This window comes from Mycobacterium sp. ITM-2016-00316 (assembly GCF_002968335.2).
Taxonomy (GTDB): Bacteria; Actinomycetota; Actinomycetes; order Mycobacteriales; family Mycobacteriaceae; genus Mycobacterium.
This window is the reverse complement of record NZ_CP134398.1, coordinates 3,262,625-3,281,032: the sequence shown is the minus strand read 5'-3', so window position 1 is coordinate 3,281,032 and position 18,408 is coordinate 3,262,625. Positions and strand designations below refer to the sequence as shown.

General features: G+C 67.7%; 16 protein-coding genes and 1 riboswitch. Of the genes, 13 read left to right on the top strand and 3 right to left on the bottom strand.

The annotated features are described in order from the left end of the window. Positions 1-3: 3 nt before the first annotated feature. Positions 4-1,491, top strand: coding sequence for an FAD-binding protein (locus tag C6A86_RS15835; protein WP_105366492.1), 1,488 nt, complete (start codon positions 4-6; stop codon positions 1,489-1,491). Here the strand turns inward: C6A86_RS15835 and C6A86_RS15830 are convergent. Both C6A86_RS15830 and C6A86_RS15825 read right to left on the bottom strand, forming a co-directional pair. Beyond that, entirely contained in the window at positions 1,488-3,422 is a 1,935-nt protein-coding gene (locus C6A86_RS15830; protein WP_105366491.1) for an ABC transporter ATP-binding protein/permease, read from the bottom strand. The genes C6A86_RS15835 and C6A86_RS15830 overlap by 4 nt on opposite strands. A gap of 15 nt (positions 3,423-3,437) precedes the next feature. Continuing rightward, on the bottom strand, positions 3,438-5,345 hold the full coding sequence (locus C6A86_RS15825) for an ABC transporter ATP-binding protein/permease (protein ID WP_105366490.1): 1,908 nt from the start codon (positions 5,343-5,345) through the stop codon (positions 3,438-3,440). Positions 5,346-5,464: 119 nt separating this feature from the next. Here C6A86_RS15825 and secA2 point away from each other — a divergent pair, with 119 nt between their 5' ends. The 12 genes from secA2 (at position 5,465) to C6A86_RS15765 (ending at position 17,946) form a co-directional block, all read left to right on the top strand. After that, on the top strand, positions 5,465-7,822 hold the full coding sequence (gene secA2, locus C6A86_RS15820; protein WP_105366535.1) for an accessory Sec system translocase SecA2: 2,358 nt from the start codon (positions 5,465-5,467) through the stop codon (positions 7,820-7,822). Between the two features lie 10 nt (positions 7,823-7,832). Continuing rightward, complete coding sequence (locus C6A86_RS15815) at positions 7,833-8,528, top strand: CDP-alcohol phosphatidyltransferase family protein (RefSeq protein ID WP_105366489.1); 696 nt, start codon at positions 7,833-7,835, stop codon at positions 8,526-8,528. Continuing rightward, the gene (locus C6A86_RS15810) at positions 8,521-9,429 is read left to right on the top strand and encodes a DUF881 domain-containing protein (RefSeq protein WP_105366488.1); all 909 of its coding nucleotides are present in this window, start codon (positions 8,521-8,523) and stop codon (positions 9,427-9,429) included. Before C6A86_RS15815 ends, C6A86_RS15810 begins: the two co-directional genes overlap by 8 nt. A 49-nt stretch (positions 9,430-9,478) precedes the next feature. Beyond that, complete coding sequence (locus C6A86_RS15805) at positions 9,479-9,811, top strand: small basic family protein (RefSeq protein ID WP_067996730.1); 333 nt, start codon at positions 9,479-9,481, stop codon at positions 9,809-9,811. A 3-nt stretch (positions 9,812-9,814) separates the two neighbouring features. Further along, complete coding sequence (locus C6A86_RS15800; RefSeq protein ID WP_105366487.1) at positions 9,815-10,618, top strand: DUF881 domain-containing protein; 804 nt, start codon at positions 9,815-9,817, stop codon at positions 10,616-10,618. Between the two features lie 29 nt (positions 10,619-10,647). Continuing rightward, positions 10,648-11,043: a glycine cleavage system protein GcvH gene (gcvH, locus tag C6A86_RS15795; protein WP_105366486.1), complete on the top strand. Its 396-nt coding sequence runs from the start codon at positions 10,648-10,650 to the stop codon at positions 11,041-11,043. 189 nt (positions 11,044-11,232) lie between these two features. Then, positions 11,233-11,697, top strand: coding sequence for a glycogen accumulation regulator GarA (gene garA / locus C6A86_RS15790; RefSeq protein ID WP_057166076.1), 465 nt, complete (start codon positions 11,233-11,235; stop codon positions 11,695-11,697). A 29-nt stretch (positions 11,698-11,726) separates the two neighbouring features. Further along, positions 11,727-12,470: a MerR family transcriptional regulator gene (locus C6A86_RS15785; protein ID WP_105366534.1), complete on the top strand. Its 744-nt coding sequence runs from the start codon at positions 11,727-11,729 to the stop codon at positions 12,468-12,470. Positions 12,471-12,516: 46 nt separating this feature from the next. After that, positions 12,517-13,011: a bifunctional nuclease family protein gene (locus C6A86_RS15780; RefSeq protein ID WP_105366485.1), complete on the top strand. Its 495-nt coding sequence runs from the start codon at positions 12,517-12,519 to the stop codon at positions 13,009-13,011. 212 nt (positions 13,012-13,223) lie between these two features. Further along, on the top strand, positions 13,224-13,847 hold the full coding sequence (locus C6A86_RS15775) for a MerR family transcriptional regulator (protein WP_105366484.1): 624 nt from the start codon (positions 13,224-13,226) through the stop codon (positions 13,845-13,847). 130 nt (positions 13,848-13,977) lie between these two features. After that, a riboswitch (glycine riboswitch) is annotated at positions 13,978-14,076 on the top strand. Positions 14,077-14,205: 129 nt separating this feature from the next. Further along, positions 14,206-17,034 (top strand): aminomethyl-transferring glycine dehydrogenase, encoded by a 2,829-nt coding sequence (gene gcvP, locus C6A86_RS15770; protein ID WP_105366483.1) that lies wholly within the window; start codon positions 14,206-14,208, stop codon positions 17,032-17,034. 9 nt (positions 17,035-17,043) lie between these two features. Then, positions 17,044-17,946: an alpha/beta fold hydrolase gene (locus C6A86_RS15765; RefSeq protein ID WP_105366482.1), complete on the top strand. Its 903-nt coding sequence runs from the start codon at positions 17,044-17,046 to the stop codon at positions 17,944-17,946. Here C6A86_RS15765 and C6A86_RS15760 read toward each other — a convergent pair. Continuing rightward, the gene (locus tag C6A86_RS15760; RefSeq protein WP_105366533.1) at positions 17,937-18,341 is read right to left on the bottom strand and encodes a helix-turn-helix domain-containing protein; all 405 of its coding nucleotides are present in this window, start codon (positions 18,339-18,341) and stop codon (positions 17,937-17,939) included. The genes C6A86_RS15765 and C6A86_RS15760 overlap by 10 nt on opposite strands. Positions 18,342-18,408: the final 67 nt, after the last annotated feature.

Below are 18,408 nucleotides of genomic sequence, written 5' to 3'. Positions count from 1 at the left end.
GATATGACACTGCAACAGATCCCGGACACCCTGGCCGTCGCCAACACGCCGGCCTGGTCCGACGATGTCGACGTCGTGGTCATCGGTTTCGGTATCGCCGGGGGATGTGCGGCGGTATCGGCCGCCGCGGCGGGCGCCCGGGTCCTGGTGCTGGAACGCGCGGCCGCAGCCGGCGGCACCACCTCGATGGCCGGCGGCCACTTCTATCTCGGCGGTGGCACCGCCGTGCAGGAGGCCACCGGCCACCCCGACACCGCCGACGAAATGTACAAGTACCTCGTCGCGGTGACCGAGGAGCCCGAGCTGGACAAGATCCGCGCCTACTGTGACGGCAGCGTCGATCACTTCAACTGGCTTGAGTCACTGGGCTTTCAGTTCGAGCGCAGCTACTACCCGGGCAAGGTGGTGGTGCCGCCCGGCACGGAGGGGCTGTCCTACACCGGCAACGAGAAGGTGTGGCCGTTCATCGAGCAGGCCAAGCCCGCACCGCGCGGCCACTCCGTGCCGGTGCCCGGCGAACTCGGCGGCGCCAACATGGTCATCGAACTGCTACTCAAGCGCGCCGCCGAACTCGGCGTGCAGATCCGCTACGAGACCGGCGCCACCAACCTCATCGTGAGCGACGGCGCCGTTGTCGGGGTGAGCTGGAAACACTTCACCGAAACCGGTGCGGTCAAAGCGAAGTCGGTGGTCATCGCCGCGGGTGGGTTCGCGATGAATCCCGAGATGGTCGCCCAGTACACGCCGGCGCTCGGCCAGGAACGCAAGACCAAGCACCACGGCATGGTGGCGCCCTACATCCTGGGCAACCCCAACGACGACGGGCTGGGCATCCGGCTCGGGGTGTCGGCCGGCGGCGTCGCCAAGAACCTCGACCAGCTGTTCATCACCGCTGCGGCCTACCCGCCGGAGATCCTGCTGACCGGGATCATCGTCAACAAGGACGGGCAGCGGTTCGTCGCCGAGGATTCCTACCATTCGCGTACCTCGGCATTCGTCCTCGAACAACCGGATCAGACCGCGTACCTCGTCGTCGACGAGGCGCACATGCAGATGCCGGAGATGCCGCTGATCAAATTCATCGACGGTTGGGAGACCATCGCGGAAATGGAGGCGGCGCTCGGCATCCCGGAAGGCAAGCTGGCCGCATCGTTGCAGCGGTACAACGAGAACGCCGCGAGCGGAACCGATCCCGACTTTCACAAACAACCCGATTACATCGCGGTGCAGGATGCCGGCCCGTGGGCCGCCTTCGACCTGACGCTCGGGGTGGCGATGTACTCCGGTTTCACCATGGGTGGGTTGACGGTGTCCATCGACGGTGAGGTGCTGCGCGCCGACGGCAGTCCCGTGCCCGGGCTGTACGCCGCGGGTGCATGCGCCTCCAACATCGCCCGGGACGGTAAGGGATACGCCAGCGGTGTGCAGCTGGGTGAGGGATCCTTTTTCGGCCGACGGGCTGGAGAGCACGCCGGCAGGCGCAGCGCTTAGCTCGGCTCGGGGTCCTTGGCGGGCTTGTCGATGTCATCGTCGACATCGCCAAGGACCCAGTTACCGCCGCCGAGCAGGTGCAGATGTCGCTCATGGTGCTGGCCGACGGTGCTGCGGTGGGTCACGCTGACCAGGATGGTGTCCGGCAGTTCCCGGCGCACCAGGTCGTACATGCTGTACTCCAGCCCCTCGTCCAGTGCGGAGGTGGCCTCGTCGAAGAACACCACCCGCGGTTTGGTCAGCAGCACCCGTGCGAAGGCGATGCGCTGCTGCTCACCCGGTGAGAGCACCTTGGCCCAGTCGGCCAGCTCGTCCAGGCGCCTCGCGCACTGCGGTAGCGAGACCTTGTCCAGGGCGCCACGCAGCTCGGCATCCGAGAGCACATCGGGCCCCTTCGGGTAGGACACCACCGCGCGCAGATCACCGAGTGGCACATACGGCATCTGGGACAGGAACATGGTCTCGTTGATGCCGGCGGGGCAGCGCAATGTGCCCGAGGTGTACGGCCACAACTGGGCGAGGCTGCGTAGCAGGGTGGTCTTGCCGGTGCCGGACTGGCCGGTGATGATCAGGGTGTCACCCGGATACATCTCGAAGTTCAGCCCGTCGATGAGCACCTCGCCGGTGGGGGTGTGCACGTCGATATCGTGCAGCTCGACCGGGCAGCTACCGCACGGCTCGACGTTCAGCTCCGGGAGCGCGCGGCCTTCCTCGTTGGCGATCACCAGTCCGTGCAGACGGATGATCGAGGCCCGCCAGCCGGCGAAGGCGTCATAGGAGTTACGGAAGAACGACAGTGAATCCTGGATCTGGCCGAACGCCGAACCGGTCTGGGAGACATCGCCGAGCTGGATGTTCCCGCTGAACAGGCGAGGAGCCTGGATGACCCAGGGCAGCGGGTTGATGATCTGGCTGATGGTCAAGTTCCAGCCGTAGAACCCGACCGACCGATTGATGAAGCGCTGATAGTTCGACACGATGGGCTCGAATCGTTTGCGCAACTGCACGCGCTCGGCGACTTCGCCGCGGTAGAAGGCCACCGACTCCGAGGCGTCGCGCAGCCGGACCAACGCGTAACGGAATGCGGCGTTGTACTTCTCGTTGTCGAAACTCAGCCGGATGATCGGGCGGCCGATCCAGAACGCGATGACCGTGGCGATACCCACGTAGAGGAACGCGATCAGGAACATCGCCCGCGGCACCGTGACACCGAATATGTCCAGATCGCCGGAGAGGTTCCACAGAATCGCGGTGAACGAAATCACCGAGACGATGGCGGAGATGGCGCCGAAGAGCAGGGTGGAACCGCTGGTGTTGTTGGGCGTGTTGGGCAGCGGGCCCACGTTGGTGGTGAAGATGTCGATATCGGCCTGGATGCGCTGATCCGGGTTGTCGATGGTGTCATCGATGAAGCGGCTGCGGTAGTAGGCCTTGCCGTCGAGCCAGTCCGAGGTCAGCCGGGCGGTCAGCCAGCTCCGCCAGGCGAGCATGAAGCGCTGCATCATGTACAGGTCGAGCATCACCCGCGCGACGTGGATGGTGGCGAGCAGCGCGAACAGCCACAGTGCCGCCCAGAAACCGTCGCGACCGGACGCGGCGATCGCCTCATCGCCACTGGACAACCCCTGCACCGCCACCTGGGCGCCGGTCATCATGTCGTTGCCCTGGAAGCTGAACAGCACGTCGAGGCGGACCCCGGAGATCACCGACAGCAGGAGCGCTCCGAGCCACACCCAGACCTTCACCGACTCTCGGCCGGTGAAGTAGGCGCCGGTGATGCGCCAGAACTGGCGGCCCCAGGTGGTGAACCTGCCGAGCAAAACGAGCACGATCAGAGTGCCCGCCGCGGCCATCGCCCACGCCTTGGCGATCCAGATCAGTGAGGTGACGAGCTCACTGCCCCAGTCGAGGGACGTGGTGAACATTTCCATGCGGGCAAGGTACCCCTAGAACCTGTCGAGAGGTGGCTGGAGGGTCGCGGCGGCCCAGCGGCCGTCGCCCAGCAGATCGAGCCGCTGTTCGTGGAAGCGGTGCACCGTGCGTCGATGGCTGACACTCACCAGGGTGGTGTCGGGCAGTTCGGCGCGCAGCAGCTGGTAGAGCGTCAGCTCGAGTCCCTCGTCGAGGGCCGAGGTGGATTCGTCCAGGCACACCATCGGCGGCCGTTGCAGCAGCACCCGGGCGAAGGCGATGCGCTGTTGCTCGCCGGGGGACAGGATGGCCGCCCAGTCGCGCGTGTCGCCCAGCTGCAGCACCAGGTGCGGCAGCGCCACCTGCAGCAGGGCGCGCTGGATGGCCTCGTCGCCGAACATCTCACGGTCGTGTGGGTAGGCCACCACCGCGCGCAGTGTTCCCAGCGGCAGATACGGCACCTGTGGGATGAACATGCAGTTCAGCGGGTACTGCGCGTGGCCGGAGGTGTACGGCCACAAGCCGGCCAGGCTCTGCAGCAGGACGGACTTGCCGACCCCGGACTGCCCGGTCACCAGCAGAGTGGCCCCGGGCTCCAGCGTCAGGTCCAGCCCGTCGACCAACCGGCGGCCGTCCGGGGTGCGCACCTCGACGCCGCGCAGTCGGACACCGTCATCGGTCGCCGGGAGGTAGTCGATGCCCGGCATGGCCCGCGCCCGCCGGTTGGCATCCAGGAGTCCGTCGAGCCGGATCAGTGCGGCACGGAAGCCGGCGAACGTGTCGTAACTGGTGCGGAAGAAGGACAGCCCGTCGTGGATCGCGTGGAAGGCGGTGGCCGACTGCATGACATCGCCGAACGAGATCTGCTGGGAGAACAGCCGTTGGGCCTGAACGACATAGGGCAGCGGGTTGATGGCCTGACTCATCGACACGTTCCAGCCCAGGAAGAGCATCATCCGGTTCAGCCAGCGCCGGTAGTTGCCGATCACCCCACCCAGACGTTCCTCGAGCTGGCGGCGCTCGGCCGGCTCGCCCCGGTACAGGCCGATACCGGCGGCCGCTTCCTTGAGCCGGATCATGGCGAACCGGAAACCGGCGTTGCGCAGTTCGTTGCGGAAGCTCAACCGGATGAGCGGGCGGCCGATCCAGAACGCGACGACGGTCGCGGCCAGCACGTAGACGATCACCGTCCAGAACAGCGCTCGCGGGATGACGATGTCCAGCAGGTTCAGCGGCCCGGACAGGTTCCACAGGATGACGCCGAACGAGGCGACCGTCAGCATCGACTCGATCGCGCCGAACAGCAGAATGTGGTTCGACCCGTGTGCCGGGTTGTTCGGGTCCGCCGAACCGGTGGTGACGATGTCGACATCGGCCTGGATCCGCTGGTCGGGGTTGTCGACGGCATCGCGGATGAATCGGCCGCGGAAATAGGCGTGCCCGTCCAGCCAGTCGTCGAGGACGTGGCGGGTCAGCCACAGTCGCCACCGGATCAGGAAGCGCTGGGTGAGATACAGGTCGGCGAAGTAACGCGCCATGAACAGCAGGGCGAGCACCAGGTAGATCAGCAGGGCATCCCAGAAATGCGCGATGCCATCTGCCTTCAGCGCGGCGTCATCGGTGCCGTTGCCCTGAAACGCCATCTGCAGGGCGGTGAACAGGTCGTTGGTGTAGTAGCTGATCAGCACGCTGAGACGGACCGCGATGACCGTCGAGAGCAGCAGGGTCCCCACGAGCAGCCAGACCTGCACGCCGGCGCGGCCGGTGAAGAAGCGTCCGGTGATGCGGACGAACTGACGGCCCCACTGGGTGCGGCGCGCGACCACGGCGATGATGACCGCCAAGCACGCCGCGGTGATGCCGAACGCCTCGAGGACCCACAGTGCCGAATGCCCGAACTCGGTACTCCAGTCGATCGACGGGCCGAGCGTCGCTGTGTCCATCTGTGTCCGTTCGACGGTCCGGTCCGTTCGGCGTGCTGCTGGGCAGCAAGCTACCGCAGCGCAGGTGCCGTGGCGCCCTGCCACGGCAGTGCGGCCGCCGCGGCGCTGCCGCGTACCGTATGACTGTGGCTGTGAGTTCCAAGACCTCGAAGGCGTCCAAGTCCGGTGGCTCGAAATCCGGCGGGTTGAGCAACCGGTTCTGGAAGTTGCTCGGCGCCAGCACCGACAAGGACCAGGCGCGCTCCATGACCCAGGTCAGCGCCTCGTCGAAATTCGACGAGAAGGCCGCCGGCCTCGATGATGAGCAGCTACGCAAGGCCGCCGGACTGCTGAACCTCGACGACCTCGCCGACTCCAGCGATATCCCGCAGTTCCTGGCCATCGTGCGGGAAGCGGCCGATCGGTCGATCTCCTTGCGGCCGTTCGACGTCCAGCTGCTCGGAGCCTTGCGGATGCTCGCCGGCGACGTGGTCGAGATGGCCACCGGTGAAGGCAAGACGCTGGCCGGCGCCATCGCCGCGGCCGGCTACGCCATCGGGGGCCGCAGTGTGCACGTCATCTCCGTCAACGACTATCTGGCCCGCCGCGATGCCGAATGGATGGGCCCGCTGCTGGAGGCGCTCGGTCTGACGGTCGGTTGGATCACGGCCGACGCGACCCCCGCGCAGCGGCGCGAGGCCTACGCCTGCAACGTCACCTACGGCTCGGTGAACGAGATCGGTTTCGACGTGCTGCGCGATCAGCTGGTGATCTCGGTGGACGATCTGGTCTCCCCGCGCCCGGATGTGGCTCTGATCGACGAGGCCGACTCGGTGCTGGTCGACGAGGCGCTGGTCCCGCTGGTGCTGGCCGGCACCTCGCACCGCGAGACCCCGCGACTGGAGGTCATCCGGCTGGTCGGCGAGCTCCGCGAGAACACCGAGTACGAGACCGACGCCGACCGGCGCAATGTGCAGCTCACCGATGTCGGTGCGCGCCGGCTGGAGGCCGCGCTCGGCGGGATCGATCTGTACTCCGAGGAACACGTCGGCACCACGCTCACCGAGATCAACGTCGCCCTGCACGCGCATGTGCTGCTGGAACGCGATGTGCACTACATCGTCCGCGACGATGCGGTGCACCTGATCAACGCCTCAAGGGGCCGCATCGCGTCGCTGCAGCGCTGGCCCGACGGCCTGCAGGCGGCGGTCGAGGCCAAGGAGGGCATCGATATCACCGAGACCGGTGAGGTGCTCGACACCATCACCGTGCAGGCGCTGATCAACCGGTACCCGAGGGTGTGCGGGATGACCGGTACGGCGCTGGCCGCCGGTGAGCAGTTGCGGCAGTTCTACAAGCTCGGGGTCTCGCCGATCCCGCCCAACAAGCCCAACGTGCGCGAGGACGAGTCGGATCGCGTCTACATCACGGTGGCCGCCAAGAACGACGCCATCGTCGAGCACATCGCCGAGGTGCACGCGACGTCGCAGCCGATCCTGGTCGGCACCCGCGACGTCGCCGAATCCGAGGATCTGCACGAGCGGCTGGTGAAGGCAGGCATCCCGGCCGTGGTGCTGAACGCCAAGAACGATGCCGAGGAGGCGGCCGTCATCGCCGAGGCCGGTGCGCAGGGCAGGGTGACGGTGTCGACCCAGATGGCCGGCCGCGGCACCGACATCCGGCTGGGCGGGTCCGACGAATCGGGCCACGATCAGGTGGCCGAGCTGGGCGGGCTGCACGTCATCGGCACCGGACGGCACTACACCGAACGGCTGGACAACCAGCTGCGCGGCCGCGCCGGGCGCCAGGGCGACCCGGGCTCCTCGGTGTTCTTCTCCAGCTGGGAGGACGACGTGGTGGTGTCCTTCCTGGAGCCCAACAAGCTGCCGTTGCAGACCGACGAGGACGGCAAGATCACCAGCAACAAGGCGGCAACCCTGCTCGACCATGCCCAGCGGGTGGCCGAGGGCAAGACGCTGGACCTGCACGCCAACACCTGGCGGTACAACCAGCTGACCGCCCAACAGCGCGCCATCCTGGTGGATCGCCGGGACACTCTGCTGCGCACCTCCACGGCGCGCGAAGAACTGCAAGAGCGTTCGCCGAAGCGCTATGCACAGATCGCGGAAACGGTGTCCGAGGAACGGCTCGACGAGATCTGCCGACTGATCATGCTCTATCACCTCGACCGCGGCTGGGCCGATCACCTGGCCTACCTGGCCGATATCCGGGAGAGCATCAGCCTGCGCGCGCTCGGTAACCAGAGCCCGCTCGACGAGTTCCACCGGATGGCGGTGGATGCCTTCGCCTCGCTGGCCGCCGATGCCATCGAGGCGGCCCAGCAGACCTTCGACACCGCCAACATCGTGGGCGGGGAGACCGGCCTGGACCTGACCCGGCTGGCGCGACCGACCTCGACGTGGACGTACATGATCCACGACGATCCGCTGGCCGACAACGTCATGTCGGCGCTGAGCCTGCCGGGCGTCTTCCGCTAGGTTGGCCCGTATGCAGCCCGGGGCGAGCGGAGCGACGGGGGATCAGCCCGGGGCGAGCGGAGCGACGGGGGATCAGCCCGGGGCGAGCGGAGCGAGGGGGAATCGGCCCGGCGATCGGGTGCTCACCATCCCCAATGCGCTGAGCGTGCTGCGCCTGCTGCTGGTGCCGGTGTTCCTGTATCTGCTGTTCGGCGGTGCCATCGGCTGGGCGGTCGCCGTGCTGATGTTCAGCGGTTTCTCCGACTGGGCCGACGGCAAGATCGCCCGGCTGGTCGCCGATCAGTCCTCGCGGCTGGGCGAGTTGCTCGACCCGGCCGTCGACCGCATCTACATGGTGGTGACCCCGGTGGCGCTCGCCGCCGCCGGCGTGGTGCCGTGGTGGTTCGTGATCGTGCTGATCGGCCGGGATCTGGTGCTGGCCGCGACGCTGCCGGTGCTGCGCAGCCGCGGGCTCACCGCGCTGCCGGTGACCTATATCGGCAAGGCCGCCACCTTCGCGTTGATGTCCGGGCTGCCGCTGGTGCTGCTGGGCCAGTTCGACGCGCTGTGGAGCCGGGTCATCCTGGCCTGCGGCTGGGCGTTCCTCATCTGGGGGATGGTGCTGTACCTGTGGTCGGCGGTGCTGTACCTGGCGCAGGTAGGGCTGGTGATCCAGCGACTGCCCCGCACCGCCGCAGCGAACCGGGGAGCACCGGGGCATGGTTGATCCCGCGAGTTCGCTGGGCGGCTTTCACCCCGAGGCCGGCCTGAACCATCACGAAAAGGATGCGCCACAACGCATCCCGGTACCGTCTCTGCTGCGTTCGCTGCTCTCCGACCATCTCGACCCGGGCTATGCGGCGGCCGCAGCGGCCCGCCACGACCATCCCGCGGGCCGACTGCGCGCCGGGGGCTGGACGTTGCTGGCGGGGCTGACCGTGGCGGTCGTGTTCGCCGCGGCCGCCTCGCAGGCGCAGTCGGTGGCGCCGGCGAACCGCCAGACACAGCTGGTGCTCGCCGACAGTGTGCGGGCCGGCGAGAGCCGCACCGACGCCGTCGAGGCAACCAGGGATGAGCTGGCCGCCGAGGTCGAGACCGAGCGGCGCAGCCGCCTCGCCGGTGACGAACAGGGTCGGGCACTGCTCGCCGCGCTCGACGAGGCGGAGTTCTCCGCCGCCGTGACGCCCGCGATCGGGCCCGGGCTCGAGGTCAGCGTCACCGACCCCGGCATGTCCCGCGATCTCACCGACGTGTCCAAACAGCGGGTGACGGGCAGTCAACAGGCGATCCTGGACCGCGATCTGCAACTCGTGGTCAACTCGTTGTGGGTCGGGGGAGCCGAGGCGGTCGCGGTCGGTGGGGTGCGGATCGGGCCCAACGTCACCATCCGGCAGGCCGGCGGCGGCATCCTCGTCGACAACCGGCCGATCACCAGCCCGTACGCCATCGTCGCACTGGGGCCGCCGCACGCGTTGCAGGACGTTTTCAACCGCAGTCCCGGGATGCAGCGGCTCACGCTGCTGCAGCAGTCCTACGGCGTCGGGGTTACGGTCAGTACCGGTGAGGCCCTGAGCGTGCCCGGTGGTTCGGTACGAGAGATCCGCTTTGCCACCCGGATTGAGCGGTGAGGTATGGGACAGAGTTGATCCACAGGTTGAACCGGAAGTTGATCCAGACATGATCGGCATCGCCGCACTCGTCGTCGGCATCGTGCTCGGGTTGGTCTTCCACCCGAGCGTGCCCGAGGCTATCCAGCCGTACCTGCCGATCGCCGTGGTGGCGGCGCTGGACGCGGTGTTCGGTGGCTTGCGCGCCTACCTGGAGCGGATCTTCGATTCGAAGGTGTTCGTCGTGTCCTTCGTCTTCAACGTGTTGGTGGCCGCGCTCATCGTCTATGTGGGCGACCAGCTCGGTGTCGGCACCCAGTTGTCCACCGCGATCATCGTGGTGCTCGGCATCCGGATATTCGGCAATGCAGCCGCGTTGCGGCGCAGGCTGTTCGGAGCGTGAGCGATGGCTGAGCACGCCGGGAACGAGCAGCCCGAACACGGCCGCCACGAGTTGCCGGAGGACGCTGTCGCGCCCGCCGGCCGCACGCGCTCGCAATGGATTTTCGGCGCTCTCGGCGTCGTGCTGTGCATGTTGCTCGGGATCGCGATCGTCACCCAGGTGCGGCAGACCGGATCCGGTGACTCGTTGGAGACCGCACGGCCGGCCGATCTGCTGGTGCTGCTGGACTCCCTGCAGCAGCGGGAGGCCGCGCTCAATACCGAGGTCGCCGATCTGCAGCAGACCCTCAACGCGCTGCAGGCGTCCGGCAGCAGCGATCAGGCGGCCATCGAGAACGCCCAGGCCCGGCTGGCGGCACTGTCCATTCTGATCGGCTCCGTGGCCGCCGTCGGTCCGGGTGTGACGATCAGCGTCCGGGATGACGCACGCGGCGTGTCGCCGGAGACGATGCTCGATGTGATCAACGAACTGCGGGCCGCCGGCGCCGAGGCCATGGAGGTTCGGGGGGCCGGGACCGGCGGGCAGGACCCGGGGAATGTGTCGCAGGGTGTCCGGGTGGGCGTCGACACCTGGGTGATCGGCGCGCCGGGCGCACTGATCATCGACGGGGTCACCCTCGGGTCTCCGTATTCGGTTCTGGCGATTGGTGATCCGCCCACGCTCTCGGCCGCGATGAACATCCCCGGCGGGGCCATGGACAGCGTGAAGCGGGTCGGCGGCACGATGACGGTGACCCAGTCCGAGTCCGTAGAGGTGACCGCCTTGCGGCAACCGAAACCTCGCCAATACGCTCAGCCCGTCAAGTAGTGCCCGCGTCCCGCCGCCGAAGGAGTCCCGTGAGCGAGATCCCGTCCGATCTGCAGTACACCGCCGAGCACGAGTGGGTGCGACGCACCGGCGAGGACACCGTGCGGGTCGGCATCACCGACTACGCGCAAGCCGCCCTCGGCGATGTGGTGTTCGTGCAGCTGCCCGACGTGGGCGCAGCGGTCGCCGCAGGCGATGCGTTCGGGGAGGTCGAATCCACCAAATCGCTGTCGGACCTGTACGCGCCGATCACCGCGAAAGTCGTTGCGGTCAACGGTGAGCTCGAGGGCAGCCCGGAGCTGGTCAACTCCGATCCGTACGGCGCCGGTTGGTTGGTCGAACTGCAGACCGACACCGCGGCGCCGGCCGGTCCGCTTCCGGACCTTCTGGACGCGGACGGCTACCGCGGGATTCTTCCCGAGTAGGTGTTGTTAGGGTTTTGCGGATCGGTTGATCAGCGACAAGCGTGAGCAGGTCTGCGTCACCGGATCCGGCGGTGGTGGACCCAATGGCCCGCCTCGCGCGGTACGGTCGTCGTGAGACGCATTGACGGTCGGGGGGCCAGCGCCGGCCGCCCGACAAGCACGCCACAGCAGCCAGTAGAGGAGCAGCGGGTGACGGAGAACAGCAACTTTCAGGCCGACCAGTCCGACGAAGTCACGGTGGAGACGACATCGGTTTTCCGCGCTGATTTCCTGAACGAACTGGATGCCCCGGCCAGCACCGGCACCGAGAGTTCGGTGTCGGGTGTCGAGGGGCTGCCTGCAGGTTCGGCGCTTCTCGTCGTCAAGCGGGGCCCCAATGCCGGTTCGCGCTTCCTGCTCGACCAGGCCACCACGTCGGCAGGCCGCCATCCGGACAGCGACATCTTCCTCGATGACGTCACCGTGAGCCGCCGGCATGCCGAGTTCCGGTTGGAGTCCGGCGAGTTCCAGGTCGTCGACGTCGGCAGCCTCAACGGCACCTACGTCAACCGCGAGCCGGTGGACTCCGCCGTGCTCGCCAACGGCGACGAGGTCCAGATCGGCAAGTTCCGGCTGGTCTTCCTGACCGGGCCGAAGACGGACGACGCCGGCTAACTGCCGAGCGCCGCTTGCGCGAGGATCAGATGACCCAACCCGAACCGGCACCCGCCGGGATGTCCATCGGCGCGGTTCTTGACCTGCTGCGCCCGGACTTCCCGGACGTCACGATCTCGAAGATCCGGTTCCTGGAGGCCGAAGGGCTGGTCACCCCGCAGCGCTCGGCGGCCGGCTATCGCCGGTTCACCGCTTACGACTGCGCCCGGCTGCGGTTCGTCCTGACCGCGCAGCGCGAGCAGTATCTTCCGCTCAAGGTCATCAAGGCCCAACTGGACGCGCAGCCCGACGGAGAGCTGCCCACACTCGGATCCGCGTACACGGTTCCGCGCCTGGTTCAGGTCGCCGGGGATGCCGGCGCGGGCACCGATCCCGCGGGCACCGAGGCGGTGGCACCGGCACAGGTGCGGCTCAGCCGAGAGGATCTGCTGTCCCGCTCGGGTGTGGACAACGCCCTGCTGGCGGCCTTGGTCACCGCGGGTGTCATCAAGCCCGGACCGGCAGGGTTCTTCGACGAGCATTCGGTGACCATTGCCCAGTGTGCGCGGGCGCTGGCCGATTACGGTGTCGAGCCGCGGCATCTGCGGGCGTTCCGGTCGGCGGCCGACCGGCAGTCCGATCTGATCGCCCAGATCGCCGGCCCGGTGGCGGCCGCCGGCAAGGCCGGGGCGCGTGACCGCGCCGATGACCTGGCCCGCGAGGTGGCGGCACTGGCTATCACCTTGCACACATCGCTGATCAAGTCCGCGGTGCGAGACGTTCTCGATCGTTGAGGACTAGACTTTGCCTCGACGGCTTCGTTGCGGAGGGCAGGCGCTGATGGGTGAGGTTCGGGTAGTCGGTATTCGCGTGGAGCAGCCCCAAAATCAGCCTGTGCTGTTGCTGCGGGAGTCCAACGGTGACCGCTACCTGCCGATCTGGATCGGGCAGTCCGAGGCCGCCGCGATCGCGCAGGAACAACAGGGCGTCGAGGCCCCGCGCCCACTCACCCATGACCTCATCCGCGATCTGATTGCTGCCCTGGGCCATTCGCTCAAAGAAGTACGCATCGTCGATCTGCAGGAGGGCACCTTCTACGCCGACCTGATCTTCGATCGCGATATCAAGGTGTCGGCGCGGCCGTCGGACTCGGTGGCCATCGCGTTGCGCGTCGGGGTGCCGATCTACGTCGAGGAAGCGGTGCTGGCCGAGGCCGGGCTGCTGATTCCCGACGAGACCGACGAAGAAGCCGACGGACCGGTCCGCGAGGACGAGGTCGAGAAGTTCAAGGAATTCCTCGACAGCGTGTCACCCGACGATTTCAAGGCGACCTGAGACCGCGGCGTCGCCGTGACGACGAACATCACGGATGCGTCTCGTGAGTTCGACACGCGGGCCGGGTGTGAGCCGCACGGGAAACGGGCAGCCATAATTTTGATCGACGACGAGCAGTAGCAGCAATGTGTTGAGCGTATGCTCGACACATTCAAACTCGGACGTGACGCGCGACGATCACGGGCCCGGGGGCGACGGCGAGAGGATGGACAGTGGGCGACACGCCACATCAGGGGGAGCTGGATCTGTCTTCCGCCGGCGGTGCGACTCCGCCCGTGAGCAGAGCACCCGGCGAGCCCGTGCAAGGCGGACTGTTCCCGGACAACTCGATCCCGGACGAGCTGGTCGGTTACCGCGGACCGAGCGCCTGCCAGATCGCCGGCATCACCTACCGCCAGCTCGACTACTGGGCGCGCACCTCGCTGGTGGTGCCCTCGATCCGTGGCGCCGCCGGATCGGGCAGCCAACGGCTGTACTCCTTCAAGGACGTCTTGGTTCTCAAGATCGTCAAGCGGCTGCTCGACACCGGGATCTCCCTGCACAACATCCGGGTCGCGGTGGATCACCTGCGTCAGCGCGGGGTGCAGGATCTCGCCAACATCACCCTGTTCTCCGACGGGACCACGGTGTATGAGTGCACCTCCGCCGAAGAAGTCGTCGACCTCCTGCAGGGCGGCCAGGGTGTGTTCGGGATCGCGGTGTCGGGTGCCATGCGGGAACTGACCGGCGCGATCGCCGACTTCCCGGGAGAACGTGCCGACGGCGGCGAATCGATCGCCGCGCCGGAGGATGAACTGGCCTCGCGGCGTAAGACCCGGGACCGCAAGATCGGCTGACCGCTCAGTCACGAATGTGAGAAAGATGGCGAGGAATCCTTGATTCCTCGCCATCTTTGTCACATTCGGCGCGGCTGAATCCGGCGTGGACGGCGCTGGATCTGGCCGCCCGGTAGGATCGGCAGCGCATCGCCCTTGCGCGGGAGAGTTCCGTGACGGCCAGTCACGGGCGCCGAAGGAGCAATACCTCTCCGTCAACCTCTCAGGCACCCAGGACCGCGGACGGCCACGATGCCTCTGGAAAGTGGTGCTCCGCGCGCCCGCCCATGGGGAAAGGCCGACGACGGCTGAATCTCTCAGGCGCCCCGACAGAGGGAGAGGGACTCGGCTGTCCGCGCCCTCGAACAGGGGAGATCACGTGTCTGTTGACCATTCCGGCTTCGCCGCCCGCCACATCGGGCCCGATGCCGACGCCATCGCCACCATGCTGGACGTCATCGGCGTCGGCTCGCTCGATGAGCTGGCCGACAAGGCACTGCCGGCCGGCATTCTCGACGCGGTCGGCGCCGACGGCCTGGCACCCGGCCTGGAACACCTGCCGCCGGCGGCCACCGAGGAAGAGGCCCTCGCCGAGCTGCGCGCCCTGGCCGAGTCCAACACCGTTGCCGTGTCGATGATCGGCCAGGGGTACTTCGACACGCTGACCCCGCCGGTGCTCAAACGCAACATCCTGGAGAACCCGGCCTGGTACACCGCCTACACGCCGTACCAGCCCGAGATCAGCCAGGGCCGGCTGGAGGCGCTGCTCAACTTCCAGACCATGGTCAGCGACCTGACCGGCCTGGATGTGGCGAACGCCTCGATGCTCGATGAGGGCACCGCCGCCGCCGAGGCGATGACGCTGATGCACCGTGCGGTGAAGGGTCCGTCGAACCGGTTGGCCGTCGACGCCGATGTGTACGCCCAGACCGCGGCGGTGATCGCCACCCGCGCCGAGCCGCTGGGTATCGAGATCGTCACCGCCGACCTGCGCGACGGCCTGCCCGAAGGCGATTTCTTCGGTGTGATCGTGCAGCTGCCGGGCGCCAGCGGACGCGTCGACGACTGGAGCGCACTGGTCGCCCAGGCCCATCAGCGCGGCGCGCTCGTCGCCGTGGGGGCCGACCTGTTGGCGACCACCCTGATCGCTCCGCCCGGCGAAATCGGTGCCGACGTCGCCTTCGGCACCACCCAACGTTTCGGTGTGCCCATGGGATTCGGCGGCCCGCACGCCGGTTACCTGGCCGTGCACACCAAGCATGCCCGCCAGCTTCCCGGCCGCCTCGTCGGTGTCTCCGTCGACAGGGATGGATCGCCGGCGTTCCGCCTGAGCCTGCAGACCCGCGAGCAGCACATCCGGCGCGACAAGGCGACCAGCAACATCTGCACCGCGCAGGTGCTGCTGGCCGTGATCGCGGCGATGTACGCCAGCTACCACGGCGCCGCCGGACTGACCGCGATCGCCCGTCGGGTGCACGGGCAGGCGGCGAAGATCGCTGCGGCGCTGGGTGATTCGCTGGTGCACGACACCTTCTTCGACACCGTGCTGGCCAAGGTTCCCGGCCGGGCCGACGAGATCCTCACCGCGGCCAAGGCCGCGGGCATCAACCTGTGGAAGGTCGACGCCGATCACGTGTCGGTGGCCTGCGACGAGGCCACCACCGACGCGCATGTCGCGGCCGTGCTGGAGGCATTCGCGGTGGCGCCCGTGCAGCCCGCGGGCGTCGATATCGCCACCCGGACATCGGATTTCCTGACCCACCCGGCGTTCCATCTGTACCGCACCGAGACCTCGATGATGCGGTACCTACGGTCGCTGGCGGACAAGGACATCGCGCTGGACCGCAGCATGATCCCGCTCGGGTCGTGCACGATGAAGCTCAACGCGGCCGCCGAGATGGAACCGATCACCTGGCCGGAATTCGCCAAGCAGCATCCGTTCGCCCCGGCGTCGGACAACCCGGGCCTGCGCCGCCTGATCGCCGATCTGCAGGACTGGCTGACCGGCATCACCGGCTACGACGAGATCTCGCTGCAGCCCAACGCCGGATCGCAGGGGGAGTACGCCGGGCTGCTCGCCATCCAGGCCTACCACCGGGCCAACGGTCAGACCGACCGCGACGTCTGCCTGATTCCCTCCAGTGCGCACGGCACCAATGCCGCCTCCGCAGCACTGGTCGGGATGCGGGTGGTCGTGGTGTCCTGCCGCGCCAACGGGGACGTGGACCTCGATGACCTGCGTGCCAAGGTCGCGCAGCACGCCGAGCGGCTGGCCGCGCTGATGATCACCTACCCGTCCACCCACGGGGTGTACGAGCATGATGTCGCCGATATCTGTGCGGCCGTGCATGATGCGGGCGGCCAGGTCTACGTGGACGGCGCCAACCTCAACGCGCTGGTCGGGCTGGCCCGCCCGGGTCGCTTCGGCGGCGATGTCAGCCACCTCAACCTGCACAAGACGTTCTGCATCCCGCACGGTGGTGGGGGTCCCGGCGTCGGACCGGTCGCGGTGCGCAGCCACCTGGCGCCGTATCTGCCCGGCCATCCGCTGGCCGATGAACTCGGCGACAGCTACACCGTCTCGGCGGCCCCGTACGGGTCGGCGTCGATCCTGCCGATCACCTGGACCTACATCCGGATGATGGGCGGGGCCGGGCTGCGGGCAGCCTCGTTGACCGCGATCGCGTCGGCCAACTATGTGGCGCGCCGCCTCGACGAATACTTCCCGGTGCTCTACACCGGCGAGAACGGCATGGTCGCCCACGAGTGCATCCTTGATCTCAACGGCATTACCAAGGCCACCGGCGTCACCGTCGACGATGTGGCGAAGCGGTTGGCGGACTTCGGTTTCCACGCACCGACGATGAGCTTCCCGGTGGCCGGCACGCTCATGGTGGAGCCCACCGAGAGCGAGAGCCTGGCCGAGGTGGACGCGTTCTGTGACGCGATGATCGCCATCAAGGCCGAGATCGACAAGGTCGGTTCGGGGGAGTGGCCGGTGGAGGACAACCCGCTGCGCGGTGCCCCGCACACCGCGGAGGCACTGCTGGTGCCGGAGTGGTCGCACCCCTACACGCGGGAGCAGGCCGCATACCCGTTGGGCAAGGGATTTCGTCCGAAGGTGTGGCCGCCGGTCCGCCGGATCGACGCCGCCTACGGCGACCGCAATCTGGTGTGTTCCTGCCCGCCGGTGGAGGCATTCGCTTAGCCTGGCCCGGTGCTGCCTGCAGATGTGCAGAACTGGGCCGACGGTGGACGCTTCCTGGCCACCTCCGCCGGTTCGGTGTTCGTCCGGTCCGCGTCCGGCGAGGGGCCGACGGTGCTTCTGCTGCACGGATTTCCGTCCAGCTCCTTCGATTACCGCGAGGTGGTCACCGAGCTGGCGGGCCGGCCGTGGGTGACGCTGGACTTCCTGGGCTTCGGTCTGTCGGACAAGCCTCGGTGGGCAGGAGCGCAGCGACCGGGGAGTCGGCGCCGACCGCACACCTACAGCCTGTTGGAACAGGCAGACCTGGTGCAGGAGGTGCTGGCCGCGACCACCACCGGGCCGGTATCGATGGTGGCGCACGATATGGGTACGTCGGTGGCGACCGAGCTGCTGGCCCGCGATGTGGAAGGCCGGCTGCCGTTCGATCTGCGCTCTGCGGTGCTGACCAATGGCAGCGTGATCCTGGAGCGGGCCAGTCTGCGCCCGTCCCAGAAGGTGCTGCGGGGACCGCTCGGACCGGTGATGTCGCGACTGATCGGCCGGGGCGGTTTCGTGCGCGGTTTCGGCCGGCTGTTCGGTGCGGATCATCCGCTGGCGGCACAGGAGGCCGAGGCCCAATGGGCGTTGTTGGCGCACAACGACGGTCATCGGATCACGCACCTGCTGTGTGCCTATCTCGACGAGCGGGTGCGCTACGCGTCGCGGTGGCACGGTGCGATCAGTGCGTGGCAGAAGCCGCTGAGTTTCCTGTGGGGGCTGGACGATCCGGTGGCCACGGTCAACGTCCTTGCCGGCCTGCGTGAACTGCGCCCCGCGGCAACGGTGGTCGAACTGCCGGGCATCGGGCACTACCCCCAGGTCGAGGTGCCCGACGTGTTCGCCAGGGAGGCCCTGGGTCTGCTTCAGCTGTGAGCGGCGTCGAACGCCCGGCGCGCCGCCGCGATATCGCCCTGATGGCGTTCGGTCCACCGGACCAACGATTGGACGGTCTGGTGCAGGGTGCGCCCGAGATCGGTGAGTTCGTAGTCGACCCGGGGCGGGACGACGGGATGCACGGTGCGGCGCACCAGGCCGTCGCGTTCGAGCTGGCGCAACGTGACGGTCAGCATCCGCTGGCTGACACCATCGATCATGCGTTTGAGCTCGGTGAATCGCATGGACCCGTCCTCGAGCAGGGCGATGACGAGCAGCGACCATTTGTCCGCGATCCGGTCGAGGATCTGGCGGACCTCACAGTCTTCGCGCCGATCCCACTGAAAGGCGTCCGGGCAGCAGTCGGTTACCTCAGGGGTACCGGCTGACGTCAAAGTGCCTTCTTCCGCCACACCGCCATGGTGCCTGATGATGTGGTCAGTTACCAATAGGAACCTAGAG

Bases quoted from the DNA above. Each gene is read 5' to 3' on its own strand.
- C6A86_RS15835 (WP_105366492.1), top strand. From the start codon at position 4: ATGACACTGCAACAGATCCCGGACACCCTGGCCGTCGCCAACACGCCG.
- C6A86_RS15830 (WP_105366491.1), bottom strand. From the start codon at position 3,422: ATGGAAATGTTCACCACGTCCCTCGACTGGGGCAGTGAGCTCGTCACC.
- C6A86_RS15825 (WP_105366490.1), bottom strand. From the start codon at position 5,345: ATGGACACAGCGACGCTCGGCCCGTCGATCGACTGGAGTACCGAGTTC.
- secA2 (WP_105366535.1), top strand. From the start codon at position 5,465: ATGACTGTGGCTGTGAGTTCCAAGACCTCGAAGGCGTCCAAGTCCGGT.
- C6A86_RS15815 (WP_105366489.1), top strand. From the start codon at position 7,833: ATGCAGCCCGGGGCGAGCGGAGCGACGGGGGATCAGCCCGGGGCGAGC.
- C6A86_RS15810 (WP_105366488.1), top strand. From the start codon at position 8,521: ATGGTTGATCCCGCGAGTTCGCTGGGCGGCTTTCACCCCGAGGCCGGC.
- C6A86_RS15805 (WP_067996730.1), top strand. From the start codon at position 9,479: ATGATCGGCATCGCCGCACTCGTCGTCGGCATCGTGCTCGGGTTGGTC.
- C6A86_RS15800 (WP_105366487.1), top strand. From the start codon at position 9,815: ATGGCTGAGCACGCCGGGAACGAGCAGCCCGAACACGGCCGCCACGAG.
- C6A86_RS15785 (WP_105366534.1), top strand. From the start codon at position 11,727: ATGACCCAACCCGAACCGGCACCCGCCGGGATGTCCATCGGCGCGGTT.
- C6A86_RS15780 (WP_105366485.1), top strand. From the start codon at position 12,517: ATGGGTGAGGTTCGGGTAGTCGGTATTCGCGTGGAGCAGCCCCAAAAT.